We start from the raw sequence: 26466 nt of genomic DNA, 5'->3' as shown, positions 1-26466 counted from the left end.
TAGTTATAGATTGATTTTGGACACAGACTTTCTTTAAACGTGCGGCAATCTGCTCTGGGCTGTAATAAAGCATGAGGTATTTTTCAACTTGGCGCCATACCGAAGACTCTATTGGCTTACCATTACCGCTGTTTTTTCGCCTTTTCCTAGCTAGGGTTACCGCATCATGTGCTTGATAGGCTTGATTAGGTTTTGAGTTTCTTTTTATCTCTCGACTTATTGTCGAAGGATGTCTATTGAGTAGCTGGGCTATCTCTTTTTTATTCTTTCCGGCTTGTAATAATACGAAAATTTGGTATCTTTCCTTCCTAGAAAGGTGATTATAATACATAGCAATCTCCAAACTGTGGTGGTGCGAAGGTGCTAGTATAAATCACCTTTCTACTTTCTTCACTCCACCGTGTTTAAAATTGCACTTCATGTTTGAATCCAGGAGTTTCTCAAATTACTGTAAATAATGCTAGTAAATTCTACAATTTATAGCTTAATAGATAAGCTGCTATCGAATTATTTCATTATAATAAATTTTTTAATTGATATAACACCTCTAAAGCCTGTTTGGGTGTTAGTGCATCAGGCTCAATCTGTTTTAACGCTTCTTCAACCTCTGAAGGTTCAGGCGCGTTGATAAAAGAAAGTTGAGATTGAGCAACACCACTGTTAGCCGTTTGTTTTGAAATAATCTCGAGCTCTTTCAATTTTTGTTTAGCTCGCTTTAATACTGTCTTAGGCACACCGGCAAGTCCTGCAACAGCAATACCAAAACTTTTACTCGCTGCGCCTTCAGATACTTCGTGGATAAAAGCAACGGTATTATCGTGCTCAATAGCATCAAAATGGATATTATAAACACCTTGCATATGCTCGGGTAATTGGGTTAATTCAAAGTAATGAGTGGCAAAAAGCGTCATTGATTTGATTTCATTTGCTAAATTTTCGGCACAAGCCCAAGCTAATGAAAGCCCATCATATGTTGAAGTTCCCCGACCAATTTCATCCATTAATACTAAACTTTGTTGAGTTGCATTGTGCATAATGTTAGCGGTTTCGGTCATTTCGACCATAAAAGTGGAGCGACCAGATGCCAAATCATCAGAAGCGCCAATACGTGTAAAAATGCGATCAATAGGTCCAATGACTGCTTTTGAAGCAGGGACAAAGCTACCAATATAAGACAGTAATACAATTAAAGCAGTTTGACGCATATAAGTACTTTTACCGCCCATGTTTGGACCCGTAATAATTAACATACGTCTGCTTGGTAATAATGAGAGCGAGTTTGCAATAAATGGTGTTTGTAAAACTTGCTCAATCACCACATGTCGGCCATCTTTAATTTCTATTCCTGAGTCGGTTGATAGTGTTGGTTTTTGATAGTTAAGTGTTAATGATCGTTCCGCTAGGTTGGTAAGCACATCAAGTTCGGCAATGGCTTCAGCACTGATTTGCATAGTGGCTAGATCTGGCATTAATAGATCAAATAGCTGTTCGTAAAGTTGCTTTTCGAGTGCTAATGCTCGTCCTTTGGAAGTTAGTACTTTATCTTCGTACTCTTTAAGTTCGGGGATGATATATCGCTCAACATTTTTCAGTGTTTGACGACGAGTATAATGAATTGGTGCCAAATGGCTTTGCCCACGGCTGATTTGGATGTAGTAACCATGTACGGCGTTAAAGCCTACTTTTAGGGTGTCAATGCCTAAGGTTTCACGTTCTCGGATTTCTAACTGTTCTAAATAATTGGTTGCACCATCCGCTAAACTTCGTAGTTCGTCTAGTTCTGCATTATAACCAGTAGCAATAACCCCACCATCACGAATAATTGCCGGCGGTGTTTCAACAATAGCCTGATTTAATATTTCGGCTATACGGTCAAATTGATTTATTTTTTTACGCAAGTTAATTAACGCAGGTGAAGTAAGACCACTTAGTAGTGTTTGTAGTTGTGGTAATAAATTATAAGCATCACGTAAACGAGCAAAATCACGAGGTCGAGCCGTATGTAATGCAAGTCTTGCTAAAATACGTTCCAAATCACCAATTTGTTTTAATAATGGATTAACTTCATTAATATAATTTTGCAATTCGCCAATAGCTTGTTGTCGATTTTGTAATATAGTCAGATTACGAATTGGTGAATGCAACCAACGTTTAAGCATACGGCTACCCATTGGTGTTTGAGTTTTATCAAGTATTTCAACTACAGTATTTTGAGTTCCACCAGATAGGTTTTCGGTGATTTCTAGATTACGACGTGTTGCGGCATCTAACACGACAAAATCATAAGCCGACTGTTTGACAATTGAACGTATATGAGGTAGAGCAGTGCGTTGGGTATCTTTAACATATTGTAACAAACAGCCAGCTGCACAAAGTGCATAATTACAGTCTTCCACACCAAATCCAATTAAATCATTAGTGCCAAATTGTAGATTAAGCTGTTGTTTTGCTGTTTCAAGATCAAAGTCCCATTGTGGACGACGGCGCAATCCAGAGTTATTTTCAATTAATGGCATGGATTGAAATTCTTCTGGATATAGTAATTCGACAGGACTTGTACGTTGTAATTCGGCTTGCATTTCCTCGAAATTGTCACATTCAAAAATATAAAATCGTCCTGAACTGATATCGAGTGTGGCATAGCCGTAATAATTTTTATATTGCCAAATTGATGCCAGTAAATTGTCTTTGCGATCTTCTAATAATAGCTCATCACTTACTGTACCGGGAGTTACAATACGGACAATTTTTCGTTCTACTGGTCCTTTACTAGTAGCTGGATCGCCAATCTGTTCACAAATAGCAACTGATTCACCTAGTGCAATTAACTTTGCTAAATAACTTTCAACCGCATGATAAGGCACTCCCGCCATAGGAATTGGTTCACCATTTGACGAACCACGCTTTGTGAGCGAAATATCTAAAAGTTGCGAGGCACGCTTGGCATCATCATAAAACATCTCATAAAAATCACCCATACGATAAAATAATAAAATATCAGGGTTTTCAGCTTTAAGTTTTAAATACTGCTGCATCATTGGGGTGTGGTTGGCAAAATTGTCTTTATTAGTCATGGTGGTTTTTCTTTTTTTTATCCTTCAACGTAATAAGTAAATTCATTAGTCTAACAAAGAACCATTAAAAAGCATAAATTCGTACTGGTTCTTATTTTTAGTTTAATTATAAATTATGATAAATGTAAGTTGTATAATGTAATAATTTATATAATAATTTTATTATAACTGATTATTGGTTTATTACAGAGGGCTATTTGGGGCTTAATGTAAAATGGATATGCTTGCATTTAATTAAAGAATTGGACTCATTACGAGCTCATTATTCTAAATTATGTACTTTTTTATGTGGTTTGGTTATTCAACAATATTGAATATAAAAAAATTGTTATCTTCATGTTGCCACATAATTTTTATATCATTTTTGTACTAATAACCAGATATTTACAATTCAATTCTTTTTTATGATTAGTTAAGACTTTTAGATTAATAAAATGGGCAAAAGTAACCAATGGATCGTTATTATCAATTTTATTCAGTAAATTATCAAAGGTATTTCGCTTTTTTCCTAATCTATTGGTCAATGATTGTAGTATAAGCAATTTTTTTACTTCTTTGTGTAATTATACAAATAGTTTCTCTCATTCTCTTTTTCCTTTGTTCTTACCTTTTTTATTTGCAGCATTGATTGGTATAATGTATCAAGCTATAGCAGAAAATTTTTTAGATGAACATTTGGAAATATTTTATGATAATGAAAAGATAACATTTATATCATCTAAATTGGGAAAAAAAGAAATTTTATTTTCTCAAATAAAATTTTTTGCTATTTATCGAAACAAAGGTGCTTTTGCTTCTATTAGTTTTTCTATGGATATTCAAGAAAATGGAATCGGAGCAATAAAAAAATACGTTATATTAATCATAAATTCTTTTATCACGATGACGAGAGAAAACAAAGTTATGACATTGTACATAGCTTTATGAGTGGAATAGGGAGTGATATTTTACTATGGCAATATGATTTAATTAAAGATGAATATCATTCTAATTATCGTAACGGAACATGTCGTTTAACAAAAATTTATAAACGTAAATAATTAATATAAATTGTAGGATTTACTAGCGTTGTTTACAGTAATTTGAGAAACTACTGTAATGAATATACATAAAAAACAAAACTAACTAGAGAATATTTATTTGTTGGCATTGATGATTTTTCACGTGATCTTTATGCTAGTATTTACCCTGATACGTTCCAATTTAGCGAAGCACAATTTTTACAAAACGATGTATTAGCCTGGTGTCCTTATACCACTACATGTATTTATTCTGATAATGGACGCAAATATCAAGGCACTAGTGAACACCTATTGAGTATAAAACATTAAAACAAGCAGCTTAATTTTCTACGTGAGTTGTGTACTAAGTTTGGGCATTTACACCTTGACAGGAATACCTGCTTCAGCTTCTTTTAAAATAGCTACGATTTGATGTTCAGTCATTTTTTTCATCATTAAATCCCCTTTTCTTTTATCACAGAGAATTTTCTACTTTTTTTCTGTGTTATTTTAGGGGATAGTTACAAAATGTTTTAATCATATCAGAAAGCTCGGCTATCAATGGAACCATAAGCGTGTTTATCGGGTGTATTGTGAATTAAAGCTTAATCTCAGAGTAAAACGAAAAAAACGCATTCCTCCACGATGTCCGGAAAAGCTATTTGTGCCTAATAAACAAGGTGAATGTTGGTCAATGGATTTTATGAGTGACAGTAGCCGTAATCAACGTCGCTTTAGGACATTCAATGTCATCGATGACTTTAATCGTGAGGCGTTAGGTATTGATATTGCAGTCAACTTACCAGCAGGAAGGATTACCCGTTACTTAGATAAACTGGCCGAATATCATGGATATCCATTAAAAATACGGGTCGATAATGGGCCAGAATTTACAGGAAAAACCTTTATAAACTGGGCTAAATCACATGATATAGCCATTGATTATATAAAGCCTAGTAGCCCTTATCAAAATGGCTATATTGAACGATTTAATCGTACCTATCGTACTGAAGTACTCGATTTATATCTTTTTAACAACTTAGCACAAGCAAGGAGAATAACCGAAGAATGGCTAACGATTTATAACACCGAAAGACTGCATGAGGCATTAAATAACATGACACCGATTGAGTATAAAACACTAAAACAAGCAGCTTAATTTTCTACGTGAGTTGTGTACTAAGTTTGGGGTATTTATAAGCCGTGTTTTGCAACAATGGGGATTACGTCGTAGTTTGAGATTGCATAGTAAAGCAGCACGTAAATTCAAGTATAAAACAGACACGGCTCATCACAATATTGTGCCCAACACGTTAGATAGGCAATTTAACCCTGATAAGCCGAATACGACATGGGTAACCGATATTACTTATATCAAAACGGGGGAAGGTTGGTTATATTTGTCGGTGATTATCGATTTATATGGACGAAAAGTGATTGCTAGGCAAACCAGTCGCTACATAGACCGTCATTTAGTGTGTAATACATTAAAACAAGCCTTATTTCGGCGTCACTTTCCTAAAAATGTACTCATTCATAGTAACCAAAGAAGCCAATATTGCAGTGCTGATTTCAAGCAATTATTATTACAATATGGGCTAAGGCAAAGCATGAGTCGAAGAGGAAACTGCTTTGATAATGCGGTTGTTGAGAGTTTTTTTCATACACTCAAAAACCATATTATTCATGACTGTTACTACAAAACGAGGAAGCAGGCTAATAAAGCACTATTTGAATATATTGAAATCTATTATAATCGGATACGCCGTCATTCAGCCAATGGCTGGGTATCATCTGAACAATATGAATAACAATATTACCAAAACGAAAAAATGATAGAGGCGGGCACTGTCTAATATTTTGGCGAGGATCATATTACAACGCCATCAACCAATACATAGGAGCATATAAAAGACAAAGTCTGCGATTCTTGCGCTTTTGCAACTGAGTAGCAAAAGCGCTTTTCAAAAAAATAAAACTTACTACAACAAAAAAGTACTCTTCGCTAATCCACCTTATAGGTGAATAGTTGTTACTAATTTTAACCTTGATTGGTTAAAAATAGTTTAAGCGAAGGATTATGTGTTTCATTGTGGAAACCATAATCGAGTTCAGTTAGGTGTTGATTAAACTGGTTAAGGGTTGATTCGTCGATTTCAAACGCGGCAAGTACACGACCATAATCGGTACCGTGGCTACGATAGTGGAACATTGATATATTCCAATTAGTCCCTAACGTTTGTAAGAATTTAAGCAACGCTCCTTGCGATTCAGGGAACTCAAAACTGTATACTTGTTCTTGAAGCGGTTTGCAAGGTTTGCCACCAATCATGTAGCGTACATGTAGTTTTGCCATTTCGTCTTCGGTTAGATCCACTACAGGGTATTTTGCAGCAGCAAGTTCTTGCATAATTTCATCTTTTTCTTCACTTTTCGAGATTTTTATTCCCACAAAAATACAAGCAGATTTTTCATCATGATAGCGGTAATTAAATTCGGTTACTGCGCGTCCACCTAATAGCTGACAAAAACTTAAAAAACTGCCTTTCTTTTCTGGGATGGTGACTGCTAATAGCGCTTCACGTTTTTCGCCTAATTCACAGCGTTCTGATACATAGCGCAAGCTGTGGAAGTTTAAATTAGCGCCTGACAGTATATGAGCAAGTTTTTCACCACAGATGTTATGCTGATCGACATATTTTTTTAGTCCAGCTAATGCTACTGCGCCAGATGGTTCAGCTATTGCACGTACATCGTCAAATAAGTCTTTCACTGCCGCGCAAATTTCGTCGCTATTCACGGTAATAATATCATCAATATATTGTTGGCAAAGTCTGAATGTTTCATTGCCAATTCGTTTGACAGCAACGCCTTCAGCAAAGAGTCCGACACGATCTAAATTAACAGGGTGACCTGCATCTAATGCAGCTTTTAAGCAAGCTGAGTCTTTAGGCTCAACAGCAATAACTTTGATTGATGGCATGATTTGTTTGATTAATACTGCAATGCCTGCGGCAAGCCCTCCACCACCAACAGGTACAAAGATTCGGTCTAATTTGGCATTTTGTTGTAATAGTTCCATAGCAATACTGCCTTGCCCAGCAATTACTAATGGATGATCAAATGGTGGAATAAAGATGCGATTTTGTTCTTTAGCCAGTTCCATTGCTTTGGCTTTGGCTTCGTCAAAGTTGGCACCATAAAGTAATACTTCACCACCAAAACTTTTTACAGCTTCAACTTTGATATCGGCAGTTGTTAGTGGCATAACAATTAAAGAACTGATGCCTAATTTTGTAGCCGAAAAAGCCACTCCTTGCGCATGGTTGCCAGCCGACGCAGCAATAACGCCGCATTTGCGTTCTTCTTCACTTAAGCTGGCTATCATGGCTTGTGCTCCACGGATTTTGAAACTGTGGACGAGTTGGCGGTCTTCGCGTTTGACAAAAACTTGATTGTGTATTCTTGCTGAGATCTTTTCCATTTTTTCAAGTGGAGTTACTTCTGCCACATCGTATACGGCGCTACAAAGTGTTGCTTTTAAATAATCTGCACCGGTAAGTTGAGTATTTTCTTGTTTCACAATTAGCCACCTAATTTACTTTTATCTCGTACGGCACCTTTGTCTGCGCTTGTTGCTAAACTGGCGTAAGCTTTAAGCGCAAATGAGACGTAACGATCTCGATTATGAGGCGTAAATGCTTTTTCACCTCGTTCTAGTTCTGCAACTCGTCGACGTTCAAGTTCAGAAGTTGGGACATCTAGTACTAATTTACGATTTGGGATATCAATATCAATAATATCACCATCACGAACAAGGCCTATAACGCCACCATTTGCTGCTTCTGGAGAAATATGACCAATTGATAAGCCAGAGGAACCACCAGAAAATCGTCCATCTGTTATCAATGCACATTTTTTGCCTAGACCCATGGATTTTAAATAACTGGTTGGGTAGAGCATCTCTTGCATACCCGGTCCGCCTTTTGGTCCTTCATAAATGATGACAACGACATCACCTTCAACCACTTTGCCTCCTAATATGCCATCAACAGCATCTTCTTGGCTTTCAAATACTTTTGCTGGACCTCGGAAAATTAAATTTTCAGCAGCAACGCCTGCGGTTTTAACAATTGCGCCATCTTGTGCCACATTACCATAGAGTGTTGCAAGTCCACCGTCTTGACTATAGGCGTGAGCTTTATCACGAATACAACCATTTATACGGTCATCGTCAAGTGAATCCCAATAGCAATCTTGTGAAAAAGCTTTAGTGGTGCGAATGCCTGCAGGTCCACTACGATACATTTTTTTTACTGCTTCGTCGGTAGTTTGAGTTATGTCGTATTTGGTGAAAGTTTCTTGTAATGTTAGTCCTAGAACGTTGTGTACATTGCGATTTAGTAATCCTGCTTTATCTAGTTCTGACATAATTGACACAACCCCACCAGCTCGGTGAACATCTTCCATATGATATTGCGCTGTACTTGGCGCTACTTTACATAAATGTGGGACTTTTCGCGATAATCTATCTATATCTGACATGGTAAAGTCGATTTCGCCTTCTTGTGCAGTGGCTAACAAATGTAATACGGTGTTGGTCGAGCCACCCATAGCAATGTCTAATGACATAGCATTTTCATATGCCGCTTTTGTTGCAATTGAACGAGGCAGGTAAGATACATCATCATGTTCATAATAACGTTTGGTGATTTCAACAATGCGTTTAGCTGCGTTTAAAAAGAGTTGTTCACGTTGTTTGTGAGTGGCAATAAGTGAACCATTGCCCGGTAATGAAAGTCCTAATGCTTCGGTTAAGCAGTTCATGGAGTTAGCCGTAAACATACCTGAGCAAGAACCACAAGTAGGGCAAGCTGATTCTTCGATGGCTTTGCTATCTGCGTCGCTAACATTTGGGTTAGCGCTTTGAATCATTGCGTCAACTAAGTCTAATTTAATGATTTGGTCAGATAGTTTTGTTTTGCCTGCTTCCATCGGTCCACCTGAAACAAAAATGGTTGGGATATTTAAACGAAGCGAAGCCATTAACATTCCCGGTGTGATTTTGTCGCAGTTAGAAATACAGATCATGGCGTCGGCACAGTGTGCATTAACCATATACTCGACAGAATCAGCGATGAGTTCTCTTGAAGGAAGTGAGTAAAGCATTCCACCATGTCCCATGGCAATACCATCATCAACTGCGATTGTATTGAACTCTTTGGCAATGCCACCTGATGCTTCAATTTGTTTGGCAACTAGCTGTCCAATGTCTTTTAGGTGGACATGTCCTGGTACAAATTGTGTGAATGAGTTAACCACCGCAATGATGGGTTTACCAAAGTCTTCATTTTTAACACCAGTTGCACGCCATAATGCGCGTGCACCAGCCATGTTTCTACCCTCGGTCGAGGTTGCTGAACGATATTTAGGCATTTCCTGCTCCCAATTTTATGCAAGTAACCGTGTTTAACGGTTTGTAGTTTTTAATATTAATCACCAAGTTAAAAAGTTATCCGCCAACATAGTTGGCGGATTTTTGATTTTATTTATTATTTAACAAGATCTAACCAATCATATTTATCTTCAGTTTTACCATTAAATAAACCAAAGAATGTTTGTTGGATTTGTTTGGTGATTGGACCACAACGGCCAATGCCAACTTGGATGCGGTCAACACTGCGCACAGGTGTAATTTCCGCTGCAGTACCTGTCATAAACACTTCATCTGCCAGATAAAGTGATTCGCGTGATAGTGTTTGTTCTCGCACTTCAATACCAATATCACGTGCTAGTGTTAATACTGCATCACGTGTAATACCCGGTAGCGCCGATGACGATAAAACCGGAGTGTATAAAATGCCATCTTTAATAATAAAGAGATTTTCACCAGCACCTTCAGATAAGTGACCATGAACATCTAACGCAATACCTTCTTGGAAGCCATTTGCTCTCGCTTCAGAACCAATTAATAATGATGATAAATAGTTACCACCTGCTTTAGCTGCGGCAGGAATTGTATTTGATGCAACGCGATGCCAAGATGAGACCATTGCATCAATACCTTGGTCTAATGCTTCTTCGCCTAGATAAGCCCCCCATGGAAATGCAGCTATCATAACATCGGTTTTATAGCCCTCACGTGGGTTAACGCCCATACCCACATCACCAATAAAGACTAATGGGCGAATATAAGCGCTTTTTAAATTATTTTTTTTGATAGTTTGGCGTGTAGCTTCCATGATTTCATCAAGAGAATAAGGTACAGGGAAACGATAAATTTTTGCTGAATTTAACAGCCGTTGTGCATGTTCTTTGTGGCGAAAAATGGCAGGACCTTTATGGGTGTCATAACAACGTACACCTTCAAATACTGAAGTTCCATAATGTAAAGCATGTGACATTACATGAACTTTTGCATCTGCCCATGGAATCATGTCACCATTCAACCAAATATAATCAGATTTTGCTGTAGAACTCATTTTGTTTCCCTCTTTATTTTTTAATTTGTTAAGTATGTACTTTGCTTTCGGTATTTTTGCTTTAACGGTCAAGCATTATACTACACTTATTTGTTTATTTAACTGTTAAATTATTTACCATCTTTGATTTAACTTATTATTTAATAATAAGTTGTTTGAGATTATTATTACTCAATTACTATTACATCTTCTAATTTTGATACTTGATTTTGTAGTGTCGAAAACGCTCTTTCGGTGGTTAATATTAATGTCATAATTAGTATGTTGTTTTCAACCGTTTGCATTTGCATTGATTTAATATGACCACCCCGATGACGGATAACCCGTAATATACGTTCAAGTGCCCCCAATTTGTCATAAGCTTTTATGACTAATTGGTATTGTGTTTGTTCGTTCATTGCTTACTCCTCACAACTTCTATCTAGCATGTTTTCGTTTGCTGCTCCAGGTGGTACCAGTGGCCATACGTTTTCTAATTCATCTATGCATACATGTAAAAGATAAGCACCTTTTGAATTAAATAGGTTATCGAGCGCAGTATCGATTTGTGACTTTTTGTTGATAGTTTGCCCAGGTATATCAAATGCTTTAGCTAGCATTAAAAAGTCGGGATTATCTGATAAATTTGTTTCGCTGTATCTTTCGTTAAAAAATAATTCTTGCCATTGGCGAACCATACCTAGGCGTTGATTATCAATTAATACGATTTTTATTGGCAATTTTTTACGTTTTATAGTGGCTAATTCTTGGACATTCATCATGAAAGATCCATCACCTGATACACAAATTACACAGTCATTGGGTCTTGCCATTTGTGCGCCAACGGCCGATGGTAAACCAAATCCCATTGTGCCAAGTCCACTTGATGTAATGAAGTTTTGAGGGTGATTAAAGCACATATGTTGTGCTGTCCACATTTGGTGTTGTCCCACATCGGTAGTGACAATAGTATTAGCTGATTTTCGCTCAGAGATAGTTTTTAATAAAGTTGGTGCATAAATAGCTTCACTGGGGTGATCATAGCGAGTTGGATGTTGTGCTTTTAATTGATTAATTTTTTTATGCCATTTATCAATTGAAACTGTTTGATTTATTCGTGGTAAAACTTGCCTTATATCGCCTTGTAATCCTAAATGGCTTTGGCGTAATTTGTTGATTTCAGCTTGATCAATATCAATATGAAGTACTTTAGCATGTCGTGCAAATTCATTAAGATTGCCGGTAACCCTGTCATCAAATCGTACTCCTAGGGCAATTAGTAGGTCACACTCTTGCACTGCTAAATTGGCTGCTTTTGTTCCATGCATGCCGACTAATCCTAAATAATAGGGATTATTAATATCGGCAACACCAAGCCCTTTTAATGTTGATACACTTGGAATTTGTGTTAATTCCATAAAGTTTCTAAGTTCGGATATTGCTCCTGAAAGCCCAACACCTCCACCAATGTAAAGCATTGGTTTTTGGGCTTGGGTGATCATTTGTTTGGCTTGTTTTATATCATCAGGCAAGATTGGGTATAGTTGAGTTTTATTCTGTGCAATTTTTAATGAGGATGGTGTTAAATAGTTATGATAATCTAGGTTTGCAAGCTGTATATCTTTGGGAACATCAATTAATATTGGTCCCGGTCTTCCCGAATTGGCTAAGTTAAACGCCTCTTCTAATATATTGGGTAAATCGTGTGCATCATCTATTAAATAACTGTGTTTGGTGCAAGCTAGAGATAATCCCAAAACATCAACTTCTTGAAAGGCATCTGTACCAATAAGTTTGGTTGGTACTTGACCCGTTATAGCAACAATCGGCACTGAATCAATCAAAGCATCAGCAAGACCTGTAATGATATTTGTTGCACCAGGACCCGAGGTAGCAATGCAAACACCAGTTTTTCCTGTTGCACGAGCGTAACCAATAGCCGCCATGGCAGCACCTTGTTCATGACGACATAGTACATGTTCAATACCCCCGTCATAAAGTGCATCGTATAGAGGCATAATTTGTCCACCAGGATATCCAAAAACGGTGGTTACACCTTTTTCTTTTAAGGTTTTTACTATCCACTGTGTTCCTAACATTTATTCCTCGCTTGTACTTTACTTGTCCATTAACCATAAAAAAACCCCCGCTTTTGGGGAGCGGGGGTTTTCTGATTTATGTATAAACATATTTTTTATTCAAAAACGCCCCCGCGCAGGAATAATGACTACGCTGACAATGATATTGATGAGGACGATTTTGAGTGAAAATTTCATAATGTTGGATGATTAACTTTTTATCATTTTTTAAAATATTTTTAACAAAATACTCGTTTTTAAAAAAAGTGCAACAGTTTTTTATTGCTTTTGCTATTTAGCACAAATAGTTTGTGAAAAAGTTTCAGGAAACACTGTGTTTTAGTATAAAAATATCGGTTTTAATAGTTTGGTCTGATGTTTTTGCAATGTCAGTGTATAAAAAATAAATATAAGTAATATAAAGAAATATCAAATAATTAAAAAAAGATATCAGTATGGAAATATTGCAACTAATTATTTTTGTTATTTTTAAATTGGTTTTAATAAACTTTGATAACGCTAAAAAACTTCACAAGATACGTCTACCGCGGATTTGGAAAATGGTGATCTTAATGATTCTCAAAGTTCAGTCAATGATCCAATCCTTCAAAAATTACTTAACGCATATTGTGAAAATAGTAATGAGATGAATGAGCTTAAAAAATTTTCTAAATGGTGTTAACTATCACTACAATATAAATAATAAAAAAATCATAATAATTTATCTAAAATCAATATGTTGTAAATAAAAGCAATCTGTTTTTTAAATTTTCTTTTACTAGCTTCGTATATGTTAATTTGATACACTTAGTTCAGTGCAAGATTATGCAATATTTAAGGTTTCGGCTTTACTAATTTCAATGACCTCACCAAGCCAATCATAGAAAGCCGCCTTTGTTTATTATTAGCCTCAGTTTTTGTTTGTTTAAAAATCTTTGGGGATGATATTGAGCAATGCTATTAAGTTTAAAAAAGAATATTCTAATTTTTGTTGTCAGTAAATATAATTTATTGAATTAATTAGTTATTTTAAAGATTAAAATAGGTTTATCAATAGGATTTTGTGATTATTAATTGATTTTATTTAAGTTATATTGAATTTGTTTTCAAATACATGTTTAACTTAGGAGAAAATTATGAGCAAACAAATCTATAATCCACTTACCAAATATCATCATGATAAGTTCCCAAAACAAACACAAGTTGCACCAGCTTTACAGTGTGAAATGACCCCAACCCCTGATTGTGGTGAAAAAAGCTATCAAGGCCATGGACGCCTAGAAGGACGTAAAATGCTTGTTACTGGTGGCGATTCTGGTATTGGTCGAGCGGCAGCGATTGCTTATGCTAAAGAAGGTGCGGATGTAGCAATAAATTACCTTCCTTTCGAGCAAAAAGACGCGGAAGATGTTGCTAAGGTTATTCAAGCGGCTGGGCGCAAAGCTGTATTGATCCCCGGTGATTTGAGTGACGAGACTTTTTGTAAAAAATTAGTTGAAGAGGCACACCATCAATTAGATGGATTGGATAATTTGACACTGGTTGCTGGTAAGCAGGTTGCTGTTGAAGATATTATGGAACTTACTACCGAGCAAATTAAGAAAACCTTTGAAGTTAATGTGTTTTCGCTTTTTTGGTTAACTAAAGCGGCTTTAGGTTACTTAAAACCAGGATCAACCATTATTACAACTTCATCTGTTCAGGCTTATCAACCTAGCAGTAATTTATTAGATTATGCTTCAACAAAAACAGCTATTATCGCATTTACACGTGGATTAGCTAAACAATTAGGTCATAAAGGTATTCGTGTAAATTCTGTTGCCCCAGGTCCAGTTTGGACACCATTACAAATTTGTGGTGGTCAACCAAGTGACGCTATTCCTGAATTTGGTAAACAAACTCCTTTACAACGAGCTGGTCAACCTGTTGAACTTGCTGGTGTTTATGTGCACTTAGCATCTGAAGAATCAAGTTATACAACTGGCGAAACTTATGGTGTTACAGGCGGTATGCATATTAACTAATTGATATTTGTTATAGTAAAAGAGTTTATTTAAACTCTTTTACTATTAACATTAGATAAAATTAACTTTTAAAATAAAATAGTTGTTATGAGTTAATTCATGGTAGTCAAAAAATTAAATAAAAAAGGAATAAAAATGAAACTTTTTAAAGTGATCACTTTAGTAGTGTTAGGGCTTTTTTTAGTCAATTGTGATAATTCAAAATCAAAAACTGATGATATTAAACAACAAGCCAAACAAATAAGTTCAGAAGTAAGTGACAAGGCCAATCAAGCAGGTGCAGAAATTAGCGATAAAGCCAATCAATTAAGCTCAGAAATTGGTGATAAGGCTAGCCAATTAAATGCAAAAATTGAGGACCAAGTTAAGCAAGTAAGCTCAGCCATTAGTGATAAAGCTAAAGATTTGTATCAACAAACAAAATCAGAAAAAGATGAGATGCTTAATAAGATTGAAGAAGGTAATTATAATGTTGCTCAAGGTTTGATGATCAAGGCAATTAAAACAAAATTACCTGCAACAATTGATTCAAGTGTAACTTTAGTTGATGTATCGTCAGATGGCAATGTAATTAATTATAAATATATTGTGAATAATATCACTAAAGATACATTACAGGCTAAAACTAGTCAAAAGAGTTTACAAGATAAATTGGTTGAGTTTTATTGTGGTGATGATTCTAGCATGAAGACTTTAAGATTAGTATTCCCTAGAGGAGCTAACCATAATTATTATATCAATGATGATAAGGTATTTTCAGTAGATGTAAAACCAAGTGATTGTGATGATGATGATTAAATATATTTTTATTAATTTGGATAAATAGTTAAATTTTATTAATATAAAAGGGCTGATTGAAGCCCTTTTTATTTTGGACGCTCTTTCTTAATAGAGTTCTTTTACAGCTCTTTTAAAGATTAATTAGTATTATTATTATTACTGTTTTTGTATTTTTATAGTTTTATCTTTTAAAAGATATCAGGTAGTGATGAATTAGCTTGGGTAGGAATAAACATGAAAGGCATGAAAGTAACATTTGTGATGTTAATGGGAATAATATTATTTGGTTTTAATAATTCAGAAGCAAAAGTTATGGGTACTCAGCGAACTAGTATTCAAGAGAATATGGATATTGTTGAAAGAGGACAAAATATTATTGCTCAATCAACACCTGAAAAAATCAAAGAATTTAATGAGCAAAAAGATGGTGATTATAGTTTTGCTCAAGATTCGGTTGTTGCAGGTATAAAAGAAAAGTTACCCATTGTGATTGATAAATTTACGATGTTCAATGACATATCAAAAGATAACAATAAACTTATTTATAAATATATTATAAAAGGTTTGCCTAAAGATGTGATATTGCTAAAGCAAAATCAGCAATCTGTATTAAACACGATAGTTACTTTATATTGTGGTAATGACCCAAATGTTGAAGCGTTGAAACTCATATTTCCAAATGGAGTAAGTCATAATTATTATCTTGAAAATGAGAAAATTATGTCGTTTGATTTGAAACCGAGTGATTGTGATTCTAAATAACCATTAATCAACTTAAAAAATAGTAGAAATCATCAGCACTAAATGGGTGGGGCTTATTAAAGCTTATTTTTATTTATTTTTTGTTTTAAATTGTAAATTTTTTTATGTACTTTTTTCACTGATATTTTACAATTTATTGACCACTTTTTAAATAAGTGGTCGATATGTAATTTATAAAATTTACTCAAAGGAATAATAATGAAAAGTTTAAAAACAGTGTCAGCAATTTTGATAAGCTTGGTTCTTTGTAGTTGTGATAATTCAAAATCTGATGCTAATAAAGCAGTTGGTGATTCTTCAAAAAATACTGAATTAAGTCGTTTGCAAGAAACTATTATTAACGAAGCAAAAAAAATGCTTCCAGTTAAAGTTGATGCAAAAACTAATTTGATTGATATAACTAAAGATAATGATTTAATTAATTATAAATATGTAATTGATAGTTCAAAAGATGAGTTATCAATTCCTGATACTCAAAAAATGACGACAGAAAGTCTAAAAACACTTTATTGTAGTAATAGCTCACAAGTTAAACAACTTAGGGATGCATTCCCAAATGGTGTTAGTCATAATTATTATATAAATGATGAGCAATTATTTAGTGTTAAATTGACACCAGCTTCTTGTACTGCTAACTAAAGTAGTTTGTTTTAATTTTTGATATAATTTATTAATGTGATATAAAACAGGGTGATTTCCCCTGTTTTTTTTGAGTTATTCTAGTTCTTTACCTTTTGTTTCGGGTATTAAAAATACAAATGCAGCCGCTGATAATAAATAAGCAGCAGACAGTAAAGCTAATGCGTAGCTAATTGAATAAACAGTAGCTAAATATGCAATTAAAACTTGCGATATTCCTGCAATTCCTCGACCTACATTAAAAATAATATTTTCAGCACTTGAACGGGCATCTGTTGGGTAATGTTCAGCAAGTAATGCACCATATCCGCCCATCATGCCATTTACAAAAAAGCCAATTGCTGAACCAAATATGATTAATATAAACATATCAGTTTGATGAAAATAAAACCAAATTGAAACTGCCGAAACGAATAAAAATAGGATATAAGAAGGACGGCGACCAAATTTATCACATAACCAACCAAAAATTAAGATCCCTAATGACATACCAATTGTTGTTGAAATGGTCCAGAACATTGTATTTTTGAATGGCAATTTGAGTTCAGTTGCAATCATATTTGGCATCCAAACCATGAGCCCATAAAAACCAAAATTTTGTACTGCACAGGCAATAGTTAAACCTATTGTAGTTGCTACGGTTCGAGGATTTTTAAATAATTTACCAATGGCTATTTTATTTTTATTTTGAGCTTTTAAATTTTGCCAGATTTCTGGTTCTTTTAGACCTTTACGTGTCCAAGCAACAAATAGAGCTGGCAGTACTCCCATGGCAAAAGCCCAGCGCCAACCATAAATTTCACCAATAAAATTAACGGTTAATGCGGCTAAGATGATACCTACTTGAAAGCCTAATGCTACAATAGATGTTGCTCTTGAGCGTTTATTTTTAGGCCAGCTTTCAGAAACTAGAGTCATACCAATTCCAAATTCACCACCAAGACCAAGTCCACTTAAAAAGCGAAATATTAAAAAGCATTCATAGTTAGGTGAAATTGCACATAACCCGGTGAAAAGAGAAAATATTAAAATAGTCCATGAAAAGACTCTTACTCGACCATATTTATCGGCAAGGATACCAAATAAAATACCACCTAATACTGCGCCAAGTAAGGTTACTGATGTTAAGGTTCCTAAGTCGGCCTTAGTTAGGTTAAAGCTAGTCGAGATTAGACTAAAACATACACCTAAAATCATCATATCCATGCCATCAAGTGCGTAACCGACAGTGGATGCAAAAAGGGTTCTTTTTTGATACGGGGTTGTATGTTCGTTTTCACTTTCTGCTTGCAAGGCTGTGTTTGCTTCAGTTTTCATGTATACCTCTAGTTTTTAAAAATAGATGTTACTTAAAATTTGCGTTTTATGATGTTTAATTTGTGATTAAACGGAGGGTAAATTAAAGCGGGGCAAGTATATACTTAAAACTAGTAAAAAGCCAAGCTTAATGCCCTGAACAGTCGTTTTATCTGCCGATTTTGTTATCGGCAGTTGATTTATTTAATCTTCAGCAAAGTACCAATAACCTTTGTTGACAAGATCAAGCATGACTTTAAGTGTGTTTTTATCCTGCAACTGTTCGTAATATAGTGTTTCATTTTCACAAAGTAGATCTATGATAGGCATTGGTAAGTCAATTTTTTCACCATGAATATAGCCAAAATCACCTACTTTAAAGATTCGAATGCTTAGTACACGGTGTAGCTTTGCACCAGCTTTTAGTAATGATTCAAATTCTTCATAATTGTATGGTGGTTCAACTGGAACAATATTTAGATCGTGCATTGGTAAAGTAATGTGTCTACCAAACCAATCGTTAAATAATGAAGGTGTTTTGATTAGATCAATAATTTGATCTTGTACCTTTGTTAGTTCATAAGGTTGAACGCGATGAGGATCATTAGGTAGCTTTAAATCTGGATCTTGATAATAAATACTAATTGGTAGGTTATCAATGACATAATCAGCAAAGCTACTTAATAGTTGTTGTGATGTTTGTGTCATAAAGCCAACGGAATAACTTAATGATTCACCAATTGATATACCATTATGCGGACAACCTGTTGGAATGTATAGAATGTCGCCTGTGGTGAGCTCTTCGTCAATGATTGGTTGATATTCTTCGACATGTAATAATGCTTTGTGTGCATTAAATTGTTTATAATTTGGATCGCAATTGCCAACTTGCCAACGCCTGCTACCCATGCCTTGAATAATAAATACATCATAATTATCAATATGAGGTCCAACTCCAGCGCCTTGGGTTGCGTAAGAAATCATTAGATCATCAAATTGCCATTGTGGAAGGCATTTAAACGGTTTAAGTAAGGTCGCTGCTTGTTCATGCCAATGGTCAACGGCTTGTACTAGCAAACTCCAATGATCTTCACCTAAGTTATTGAATTGAGTAAATGGTCCGAATTTAGCATCCCAAACACCATCTTTATTAGAAACAATTCGGCTATCAATTTCTTCTTCCATCGCTAAACCAGCTAATTCGTCTGGTGTTATGGGATCAATAAAATTAACAAATGCCTTGCGTAAGATTACCGGTTTTTTTTGCCAAAATTTTCTTAAAAAATCATCCCAATCAATAGTTAATTTATAATTCATTTAATTTTCCTTGAAGATTGAATAACTGGCAAAAATTATGGGTGGTTTTTTGGGCTATATCCTCTAAAGAAACACCTTTTAAAGCAGATAAATATTGCGCAACTACACGAACATAAGCAGGTTGGTTTTCTTTACCTCGATATGGTACGGGAGCAAGATAAGGTGAGTCAGTTTCGATCAAAATACGATCAAGTGGAACATATTTCGCAACTTCCCGTAGAGCCTCGGCATTTTTAAAGGTGATAATTCCTGAAAAGGAAATATAAAAACCAAGATCCAATAATTGTTTTGCTGTTTCGATATCTTCTGTAAAACAGTGCAAAACACCAGAGTGGACATGCTCATTTTTTAAAATTCTTAAAGTGTCATCTTTAGCATTACGTGTATGGACAATAACGGGTTTGCTTAGCTTTCGCCCTAATCGGATATGTTCTTTAAATATAGTTTGTTGTAGTTCTAAGTTGTCTTGTTGGTAGTAATAATCAAGCCCCGTTTCACCAAGTGCAATGACGTTGTCTTCTTGTGCTAAAGTTTGAAAGCGTTCGGCATCGTAGGTTTCGTCATCAAGATTAAGTGGATGAATCCCACATGAGAAAGAGCATTGATTTTGATAAGGTATAAGCTTATGTTTCATCGATTCATAGCCAGATAGTGTTGTTGCCACGCTTAGGCAATGTTTAACGCTATTGTTGATAGCTTCTTGTAAAACATCTTTGATGGATTTAGTACTAAAGTCTAAACTATCTAAATGACAGTGAGAATCAATTAAAAACATAAAAATCTCTTCTTTGTTTATTTTAATGTTGTTCAAAATCACGAACAGGTTTTATTGTTGACCACGAACGGCAAGCCGGGCATAACCAGTAGAGTGAGTTAACTGTGAATCCACATTTCTGGCATCGATAATTGGGTACTGCTTTTATTTGTTCGCCAACCATGTTGCGTAAAAGTAAAAGGCTTTCTTTAGCTTTACCTTGTTCTGCATCAGCAACATGATAATTCATTAATCGATAGAACCCTTTTAAATTAGGGTGTTTCAGTAATTCTCGATACATATAATATTGTGCGGCGTCTAGACCTTTTTCTTTTTCGATAACATCAGCAAGCATTAATTCAGCAACATTACCTGTATCTTGATCGACACATATTTGTAAAAATTCTTGAAATTCATATTGATTATTTAGCTTTAGGTAGCACTCTTTTAATGCAGGTAATGCTTCGCCAATAAAAGCTTTGTCCTGCTGTAATATTTGCTGAAAAGATTTGATAGCTTGCTCTGTTTTGTTTTGTACCATAAGAACTTGCCCCAACATGAGTGAAGTACGAGCACATTTAGTGTCTGCAATTGCTGATTTTTGTAATAGGCTATTGGCTTTATCAAGATCATCATTATCAATCGCTATTGACGCTAATTCACAATAAAATTGTGCAATATCGGTTTTGTATTTTATATTACCAAGTTTAACCAATTTAGTTGCCATGTTGATGGCATTTATCCATTCACTGGTTGATTGATATATGATAATAAGTTGTTGTAATGCATGTTGTTGAAATTCTTCTTCATCAATTAATTGCAAAAATGTCTCTTCAGCACGATCGTAAAAGCCTGCAACCATGTAATCTCTACCTAGTTGTTGAATAGCTAATAGTCTTTGTTCAAATGTTAAAGATGAGCTTTCTAATAGCGCTTGATGAATGCGGATAGCACGATCAACTTCACCCCGAGAGCGGAATAAGTTACCTAATGTTAAATGCGCCTCAAGTGTGCCATCGTCTTCTTTTAACATGTCTAAGAAAAGATCGACAGCTTTGTCTTTTTGATTTGATAAAAGAAAATTCAAACCATCAACATATTCACGAGATAGTCGATTAGATTGATTTAGATGTTTCTGTTTTGCATTTCTGTCACCCATATACCAACCGTATGCGGCGGCAATAGGAAGTAACAAAAATAACAGTTCAAACATAGTAACCTATTCTTAATTAGTTTTAGTTGTGTTTATTTGCTGGTTATTAGCCATGCCTTCATCATATTTTTTTTGTAATTTATTTAGTTTACGTTTTGTTGATGAGTGCTGTAATTTAGATTTTAGAAAGAAAATGCCGGTTAATATCCAACCAACAATAAACCCCGAACCAAATAAAATAGCTAATAAGACTGATAAGCGGGTTTCAGTTTTAGCTACCAAATAATTGAAGGTTACTATTTGATCATTAGCCGATCCTATTGCTATTGAGATGGCAAAGATGATAATTATCAATAAAATTGATATAACAAATTTCATAATGTTGACCTTTCTTTTTTTTGTTTTAGTTAAACTCTTTCGTTTATTATACTCTTCTATTCTTATAATTTCTTTTTGCATTTGGTTAATTAGATTATTAACTATATTGCCTAAAAATAATATTGTTTGTTGTAAATGTTACTTTCTCAAAATATTTAATAATCATTTGTCTACTATATGCCATTTTCTAGCATAAAAATAGCAAATTAATGAGATTATCCATGCGATTAATATACTTGTTATTAGATCAATAGGACTATGCATGCCTAATAATAACCGGCTTAATTCAATTAATATTGACCAAATAATGATAGAAGATACTATCACATAATGTTGTCTAAATTTTAGTAATATTAAGGCCAATAGTGCCCAAGTTACAGCTAACAAGGTATGCCCAGAAGGAAAAGCATATCCCGTTTCATTTTGCCAGTGGCTTGATAACCAACTGGGGATTGTTGATGAATTGTTAAATAATTGATGAATAATTTCTTTTCTTTCTGAACGTGATTTCGAATAAAATTGTTGATCACTAATATTATATTCCTGAGCCATCCAAAGTACATAAGGCCGTGATTCAGCGGTTTGTGATTTTAAAAAGCTTTTAATTATTTGCCCACTTAATATTGCACTCACAAGAAGCAACCATAATAATATGATTCTTTTTTTTGTTTTTTGGGGTAATAGCAGACAAAATACAATGAATAAAATTGTTGAGGTGATAATTCCCCAAGGAAAACTTGCTGTTTCAGTTATTAAAAATAAACATTTAGATGTATTATTTAAGGATGCTGGTTGCCAATGCCAATTTATGGCTATAATAGTAAAAGGAACAGCTAAGTAAATAGCCAATAGGGCTATTGTTTTTTTTATTACTAACCTCATTTATAAACTCAATTAAGTATAAATTGCTTTTGCTTAATATTTTAGCATAGAAGATAAATTTATTTTTATAAAATCTTATTTATCCTTATTGAAAATGGAGATAATAATGCAATTAAAACGTGTTGCACAAGCGAAATTGCCGACGCCTTGGGGGTGTTTCATTATTGTTGGATTTGAAGAAATTGCAACAAAAAAGGATCATGCGGCATTAGTATTTGGTGATATATCTGGCGATACACCAGTTCTCACAAGAATTCATTCTGAATGCTTAACAGGCGATGCGCTTTTTAGCTTACGCTGTGATTGTGGTTTTCAGTTAGAAGCAGCCTTAAAACAAATTGCAAAGGAGGGTAAAGGGATTTTAATTTATCACCGGCAAGAAGGACGTAATATTGGTTTATTGAATAAAATCAGAGCTTATGCGCTACAAGATCAAGGCTTGGACACGGTTGAAGCTAATGAGCAATTGGGGTTTGCAGCAGATGAACGAGATTTTACTCTATGCGCAGATATGCTGACTTTATTAGGCGTATCACAAATTCGCTTATTAACCAACAATCCCGAGAAAATACGAGTGCTTGAACAATCAGGAATTAAAATTATACAACGGGTGCCATTGGAAGTTGGTGGAAATCCAAACAATGAACATTATCTAGAAACAAAAGCAAATAAAATGGGACACTTACTTCATTTGCATCACTATAATTGCAATCACTAAAAATTTAAGTTAACCAAGAGAACTTATTGGTTTGTAATTGAATTTATCCGAAATAGTAAAAATGTTGAAATAAAAACTCAAAATAGAAAATATTATTTTGAGTTTTTTGTTACTTGATAATAAGAGAAAAATTTTAATTTAGGTTTATGTGATAATTGCCAATTATTTGGCACCTTTAAAATCAATTTTTATCGCTGCGTAGCACACCACCATTAGCAATCTGATCTTTAGATAATTCGTGCATTATGATTTGTACTGCTTCTGGTTTACAGTTAAGGGTTTCAACGATGGCATTAGTTACGCGTTTTGCCATTTCTCTTTTTTGCTCTATAGTGCGGCCTTCTAAAAAATCTATAACGACATTAGGCATAGATATCTCCTAGTGATTATTAATTTGGGCAAGTTGTTCATCAGTTAATGCGATTTCATCGTTATGGCATATGCTAATGCTAGATTTTATAATTTGTTCAGCAATGGCTTTAGCTTCATCTAATGAGTGCATTTTATAGGTACCACATTGATACTCATTCAATTCAGGAATCTGATTTTGTGATTTTACATTTAATACGTTATGCATTGATTTTAGCCATGCATCTACAACTAGTGCTTCATTGGGCTTGCCAATTAAGCTCATATAAAAGCCTGTACGACATCCCATTGGTGAAATATCGATTATTTCAACTTTATCACTGTTAAGATGATCGCGCATAAAACCAGCAAATAAATGTTCTAATGTATGAATTCCTTTTTCTGGAAGGTTGTCTTTATTTGGAATGGTAAAGCGTAGATCAAACACAGTAATGCTGTCACCTTTTGGGGTCACCATTGTTTTTGCAATTCGTACAAAGGGTGCTTTCATTTTTGTGTGATCAACTTTAAAACTGTCTAGTAAAGGCATAATTTCCTCCTTGTTATTTGATAATTGTTATTCTAATCAATTTACTAATAAGTACCAGTAGATTTGATATTTACTGATCAAGTAAATTTATTAATTCTTGCTCATCAATAACTTTTATTCCTAGTTCTTGAGCCTTATTAAGTTTAGAGCCTGCTGCTTCTCCTGCAATGACTAGATCAGTGTTTTTCGAAACACTGCCTGTTACTTTGGCGCCTAGTTGCTTTAATTTATCTTTGGCTTCATCTCGTGTTAAAACCGACAATGTACCAGTTAATACTACAGTTTTTTCTGAAAAAGGTGAGTTAATGGCGATCTCTTGTACCTGTGGAATGACATCTTGCCAGTGAATGCCTACTTCATTACTGGTTAGTTGTTCAATTACATTGCGATTATGTGGTTCTTGAAAAAAGTCAATAATGCTTTCTGCAATGACGGCACCAATTTCGTTTACTGATTGTAGTTTCTCTAGTGAGGCATTCTCAATTGCTGATAAACTACCAAGTTGGTTAACAAGATTTTCGGCAGTAACTTCACCAACATTCGGAATTCCAAGCGCAAATATAAAACGGCTTAATGTAGTATTTTTAGATACCTCTAGTGCATTTAATAAGTTATTGGCAGATTTTTCCCCAATTTTATCTAAACTACATAGCGTTGGTAGATTTAGTTTATATAAATCTGCTGGTGTTTTGACATATTCTTTATCAACTAGTTGTTCAATAATTTTTTCTCCCATACCATCAACATTCATTGCTCGCCGTGAAACAAAATGCTTTAAGGCTTCTTTTCGTTGTGCTGGGCAAATCAAACCTCCAGCACAGCGTGATATCGCTGCACCTTCGTCTCGAACTATTTGCGAGCCACAAATAGGACAGTGTGTCGGGAAGATGATTTCTTTTGTGTCGGCGGGTCTTCTATCCACTATGACGGCTACTATTTTAGGAATAACGTCACCAGCTCGGCGTATTGTTACATAGTCACCCTCACGGATACCTAATCGGATTATTTCATCGCTATTATGTAATGTCGCATTGCTCACAATAACGCCAGCAACTGATACAGGTTCAAGCCTTGCTACAGGAGTAATTGCACCTGTTCGCCCAACTTGAAAGTCTACTTTATTTAATTTTGTAATTTCTTCTTGAGCCGGATATTTAAATGCTGTGGCCCATCTTGGTGCTCGAGCAACAAATCCAAGCTGATTTTGTAGTTCAATACTATTAACTTTAATTACTACACCATCGATATCAAAATCTAATGACATACGCTGTTCACCAATTAGTTTAAAATAATCTAGAGCGGCTTGCACCCCTTGGCGTTTTTGTACTTTATTACTAACTGGTAACCCCCAAGCTTTAAATTGCATTAAACGATCGTAATGAGTGTCAGGTAATGTGGTACCTTCGACAATACCAACACCATAACAAAAAAATGCTAATGGTCTTTTTGCTGTAATTTTAGGATCTAATTGTCTTAATGAACCAGCGGCTGCATTACGTGGATTGGCAAATACTTTTTCGTTATGCTTTTCTGCATCTGCGTTGAGTTTTTCGAAGCCTTTATGTGTCATAAAGACTTCTCCTCGAACTTCTAATCTAGAAGGGATGTTATCGCCTCTTAGAACTAGTGGAATTGTTTTGATAGTCTTTACATTGGCTGTTATGTCTTCTCCTGTTGTACCATCTCCTCGTGTTGCTGCTTGTATAAAACGACCATTTTCATAAAGAAGACTGACAGCAAGTCCGTCAAGTTTGAGCTCACAACAATATTCAACCTGTTCAGCATCGTTTAAATGAAGACGATCTTTAACTCGTTTGTTAAATGCAATAAAGCTAGCATCATCAAAGACATTATCTAGTGATAGCATAGGTATTTCATGTTTAATGGATGCAAATTGGGCTAATGGGGAACCACCAACTCGTTGGGTTGGTGAGTCGGGAGTAATAAGATCTGGGTTTTGCTGTTCTAATGTTTGTAGTTGCTTTATTAATTTATCATATTCAACATCGGGAATTTCTGGTGTATCAAGGACATAATAACAGTATTCATGATGTCTAATTAGGTTGCGTAGTGAAGTCAATTGCTTCGCTATGTCTTTATTCAATTCAGGTGTATTTACTGAATTTTTTGTTTCATTATGTAGCGACATGGTTATATGCTCTTATTAAAACGAAGGTTTGGGAGAATATTATAAATAGGTTATATTCATTTTTATCCACCAATCCAAGTTGGTGGAATTTTTTAAAAGATT

The 26466-nt window shown here is 34.8% G+C and carries 24 protein-coding genes; 8 read left to right on the top strand and 16 right to left on the bottom strand.

Annotation, left to right across the window (positions count from 1 at the left end; all coding sequences use genetic code 11):
* Nucleotides 1–331 (bottom strand): helix-turn-helix domain-containing protein (locus A9G37_RS11895; RefSeq protein ID WP_065575613.1); only part of this gene is annotated, 331 nt, incomplete at its 3' end.
* Nucleotides 332–515: 184 nt separating this feature from the next.
* Nucleotides 516–3074 carry a DNA mismatch repair protein MutS gene (mutS, locus tag A9G37_RS11890; RefSeq protein WP_065575612.1) on the bottom strand — a complete coding sequence of 853 codons (2559 nt, stop codon included), beginning with the start codon at nt 3072–3074 and terminating at the stop codon, nt 516–518.
* 636 nt (nt 3075–3710) lie between these two features.
* Here mutS and A9G37_RS11885 point away from each other — a divergent pair.
* The 3 genes from A9G37_RS11885 (at nt 3711) to A9G37_RS11875 (ending at nt 5886) form a co-directional block, all read left to right on the top strand.
* Nucleotides 3711–4001, top strand: coding sequence for a hypothetical protein (locus tag A9G37_RS11885; RefSeq protein ID WP_065575611.1), 291 nt, complete (start codon nt 3711–3713; stop codon nt 3999–4001).
* Between the two features lie 591 nt (nt 4002–4592).
* A complete protein-coding gene (locus A9G37_RS11880) occupies nt 4593–5234 on the top strand; it encodes an IS3 family transposase (RefSeq protein ID WP_141671211.1) in 642 nt (213 codons plus the stop codon).
* A 49-nt stretch (nt 5235–5283) separates the two neighbouring features.
* Complete coding sequence (locus A9G37_RS11875) at nt 5284–5886, top strand: IS3 family transposase (protein ID WP_218059379.1); 603 nt, start codon at nt 5284–5286, stop codon at nt 5884–5886.
* 230 nt (nt 5887–6116) lie between these two features.
* On the opposite strand, the gene ilvA is transcribed toward A9G37_RS11875, so the two are convergent.
* The 5 genes from ilvA to ilvG all read right to left on the bottom strand — a co-directional run bounded on the left by ilvA (nt 6117) and on the right by ilvG (nt 12635).
* On the bottom strand, nt 6117–7658 hold the full coding sequence (gene ilvA, locus A9G37_RS11870) for a threonine ammonia-lyase, biosynthetic (protein WP_255306910.1): 1542 nt from the start codon (nt 7656–7658) through the stop codon (nt 6117–6119).
* 2 nt (nt 7659–7660) lie between these two features.
* Entirely contained in the window at nt 7661–9511 is a 1851-nt protein-coding gene (gene ilvD / locus A9G37_RS11865) for a dihydroxy-acid dehydratase (RefSeq protein WP_065575608.1), read from the bottom strand.
* Between the two features lie 116 nt (nt 9512–9627).
* On the bottom strand, nt 9628–10557 hold the full coding sequence (locus tag A9G37_RS11860) for a branched-chain amino acid transaminase (protein ID WP_065575607.1): 930 nt from the start codon (nt 10555–10557) through the stop codon (nt 9628–9630).
* Nucleotides 10558–10724: 167 nt separating this feature from the next.
* Nucleotides 10725–10955: an acetolactate synthase 2 small subunit gene (ilvM, locus tag A9G37_RS11855; RefSeq protein WP_065575606.1), complete on the bottom strand. Its 231-nt coding sequence runs from the start codon at nt 10953–10955 to the stop codon at nt 10725–10727.
* Between the two features lie 3 nt (nt 10956–10958).
* Nucleotides 10959–12635 (bottom strand): acetolactate synthase 2 catalytic subunit, encoded by a 1677-nt coding sequence (gene ilvG, locus A9G37_RS11850; RefSeq protein WP_065575605.1) that lies wholly within the window; start codon nt 12633–12635, stop codon nt 10959–10961.
* Between the two features lie 1115 nt (nt 12636–13750).
* Here ilvG and A9G37_RS11840 point away from each other — a divergent pair.
* The 4 genes from A9G37_RS11840 (at nt 13751) to A9G37_RS11825 (ending at nt 16819) form a co-directional block, all read left to right on the top strand.
* Nucleotides 13751–14638, top strand: coding sequence for an SDR family oxidoreductase (locus tag A9G37_RS11840; protein ID WP_034914023.1), 888 nt, complete (start codon nt 13751–13753; stop codon nt 14636–14638).
* 135 nt (nt 14639–14773) lie between these two features.
* The gene (locus A9G37_RS11835; RefSeq protein WP_141671210.1) at nt 14774–15436 is read left to right on the top strand and encodes a hypothetical protein; all 663 of its coding nucleotides are present in this window, start codon (nt 14774–14776) and stop codon (nt 15434–15436) included.
* Between the two features lie 216 nt (nt 15437–15652).
* Nucleotides 15653–16180, top strand: a complete 528-nt coding sequence (locus tag A9G37_RS11830) for a hypothetical protein (RefSeq protein ID WP_051634279.1) — start codon at nt 15653–15655, stop codon at nt 16178–16180.
* A 198-nt stretch (nt 16181–16378) separates the two neighbouring features.
* Nucleotides 16379–16819, top strand: coding sequence for a hypothetical protein (locus A9G37_RS11825; RefSeq protein WP_034914029.1), 441 nt, complete (start codon nt 16379–16381; stop codon nt 16817–16819).
* Nucleotides 16820–16894: 75 nt separating this feature from the next.
* Here A9G37_RS11825 and A9G37_RS11820 read toward each other — a convergent pair whose 3' ends face one another.
* The 6 genes from A9G37_RS11820 to A9G37_RS11795 form a co-directional block, all read right to left on the bottom strand.
* Nucleotides 16895–18136 carry an MFS transporter gene (locus tag A9G37_RS11820; RefSeq protein WP_051634280.1) on the bottom strand — a complete coding sequence of 414 codons (1242 nt, stop codon included), beginning with the start codon at nt 18134–18136 and terminating at the stop codon, nt 16895–16897.
* 183 nt (nt 18137–18319) lie between these two features.
* Nucleotides 18320–19432 carry a ribosomal protein uL16 3-hydroxylase gene (locus A9G37_RS11815; protein ID WP_034914033.1) on the bottom strand — a complete coding sequence of 371 codons (1113 nt, stop codon included), beginning with the start codon at nt 19430–19432 and terminating at the stop codon, nt 18320–18322.
* Nucleotides 19422–20207, bottom strand: a complete 786-nt coding sequence (locus tag A9G37_RS11810) for a YchF/TatD family DNA exonuclease (RefSeq protein WP_034914038.1) — start codon at nt 20205–20207, stop codon at nt 19422–19424. Before A9G37_RS11810 ends, A9G37_RS11815 begins: the two co-directional genes overlap by 11 nt.
* A 22-nt stretch (nt 20208–20229) precedes the next feature.
* Nucleotides 20230–21399 (bottom strand): lipopolysaccharide assembly protein LapB, encoded by a 1170-nt coding sequence (gene lapB / locus A9G37_RS11805; protein WP_034914041.1) that lies wholly within the window; start codon nt 21397–21399, stop codon nt 20230–20232.
* 12 nt (nt 21400–21411) lie between these two features.
* Nucleotides 21412–21717: a LapA family protein gene (locus A9G37_RS11800; protein ID WP_034914045.1), complete on the bottom strand. Its 306-nt coding sequence runs from the start codon at nt 21715–21717 to the stop codon at nt 21412–21414.
* 162 nt (nt 21718–21879) lie between these two features.
* The gene (locus A9G37_RS11795; RefSeq protein WP_065575604.1) at nt 21880–22599 is read right to left on the bottom strand and encodes a phosphatase PAP2 family protein; all 720 of its coding nucleotides are present in this window, start codon (nt 22597–22599) and stop codon (nt 21880–21882) included.
* 106 nt (nt 22600–22705) lie between these two features.
* On the opposite strand from A9G37_RS11795, the gene ribA reads away from it, so the two are divergent.
* On the top strand, nt 22706–23317 hold the full coding sequence (ribA, locus tag A9G37_RS11790; RefSeq protein WP_034914165.1) for a GTP cyclohydrolase II: 612 nt from the start codon (nt 22706–22708) through the stop codon (nt 23315–23317).
* A gap of 181 nt (nt 23318–23498) precedes the next feature.
* On the opposite strand, the gene A9G37_RS11785 is transcribed toward ribA, so the two are convergent.
* From A9G37_RS11785 to ligA, 3 genes are all read right to left on the bottom strand, one after another.
* Nucleotides 23499–23687, bottom strand: a complete 189-nt coding sequence (locus tag A9G37_RS11785; protein WP_034914162.1) for a 2-hydroxymuconate tautomerase — start codon at nt 23685–23687, stop codon at nt 23499–23501.
* Nucleotides 23688–23696: 9 nt separating this feature from the next.
* Nucleotides 23697–24215 carry an S-ribosylhomocysteine lyase gene (gene luxS / locus A9G37_RS11780; RefSeq protein WP_034914159.1) on the bottom strand — a complete coding sequence of 173 codons (519 nt, stop codon included), beginning with the start codon at nt 24213–24215 and terminating at the stop codon, nt 23697–23699.
* Between the two features lie 70 nt (nt 24216–24285).
* Entirely contained in the window at nt 24286–26364 is a 2079-nt protein-coding gene (gene ligA / locus A9G37_RS11775) for an NAD-dependent DNA ligase LigA (protein WP_065575603.1), read from the bottom strand.
* Nucleotides 26365–26466: the final 102 nt, after the last annotated feature.

It is taken from the genome of Gilliamella sp. GillExp13, from assembly GCF_001690815.1.
Taxonomy (GTDB): domain Bacteria; phylum Pseudomonadota; class Gammaproteobacteria; order Enterobacterales; family Orbaceae; genus Gilliamella; species Gilliamella bombi.
The sequence above is the reverse complement of the archived record's forward strand: the minus strand, read 5'-3'. Positions and strand labels throughout refer to the sequence as shown.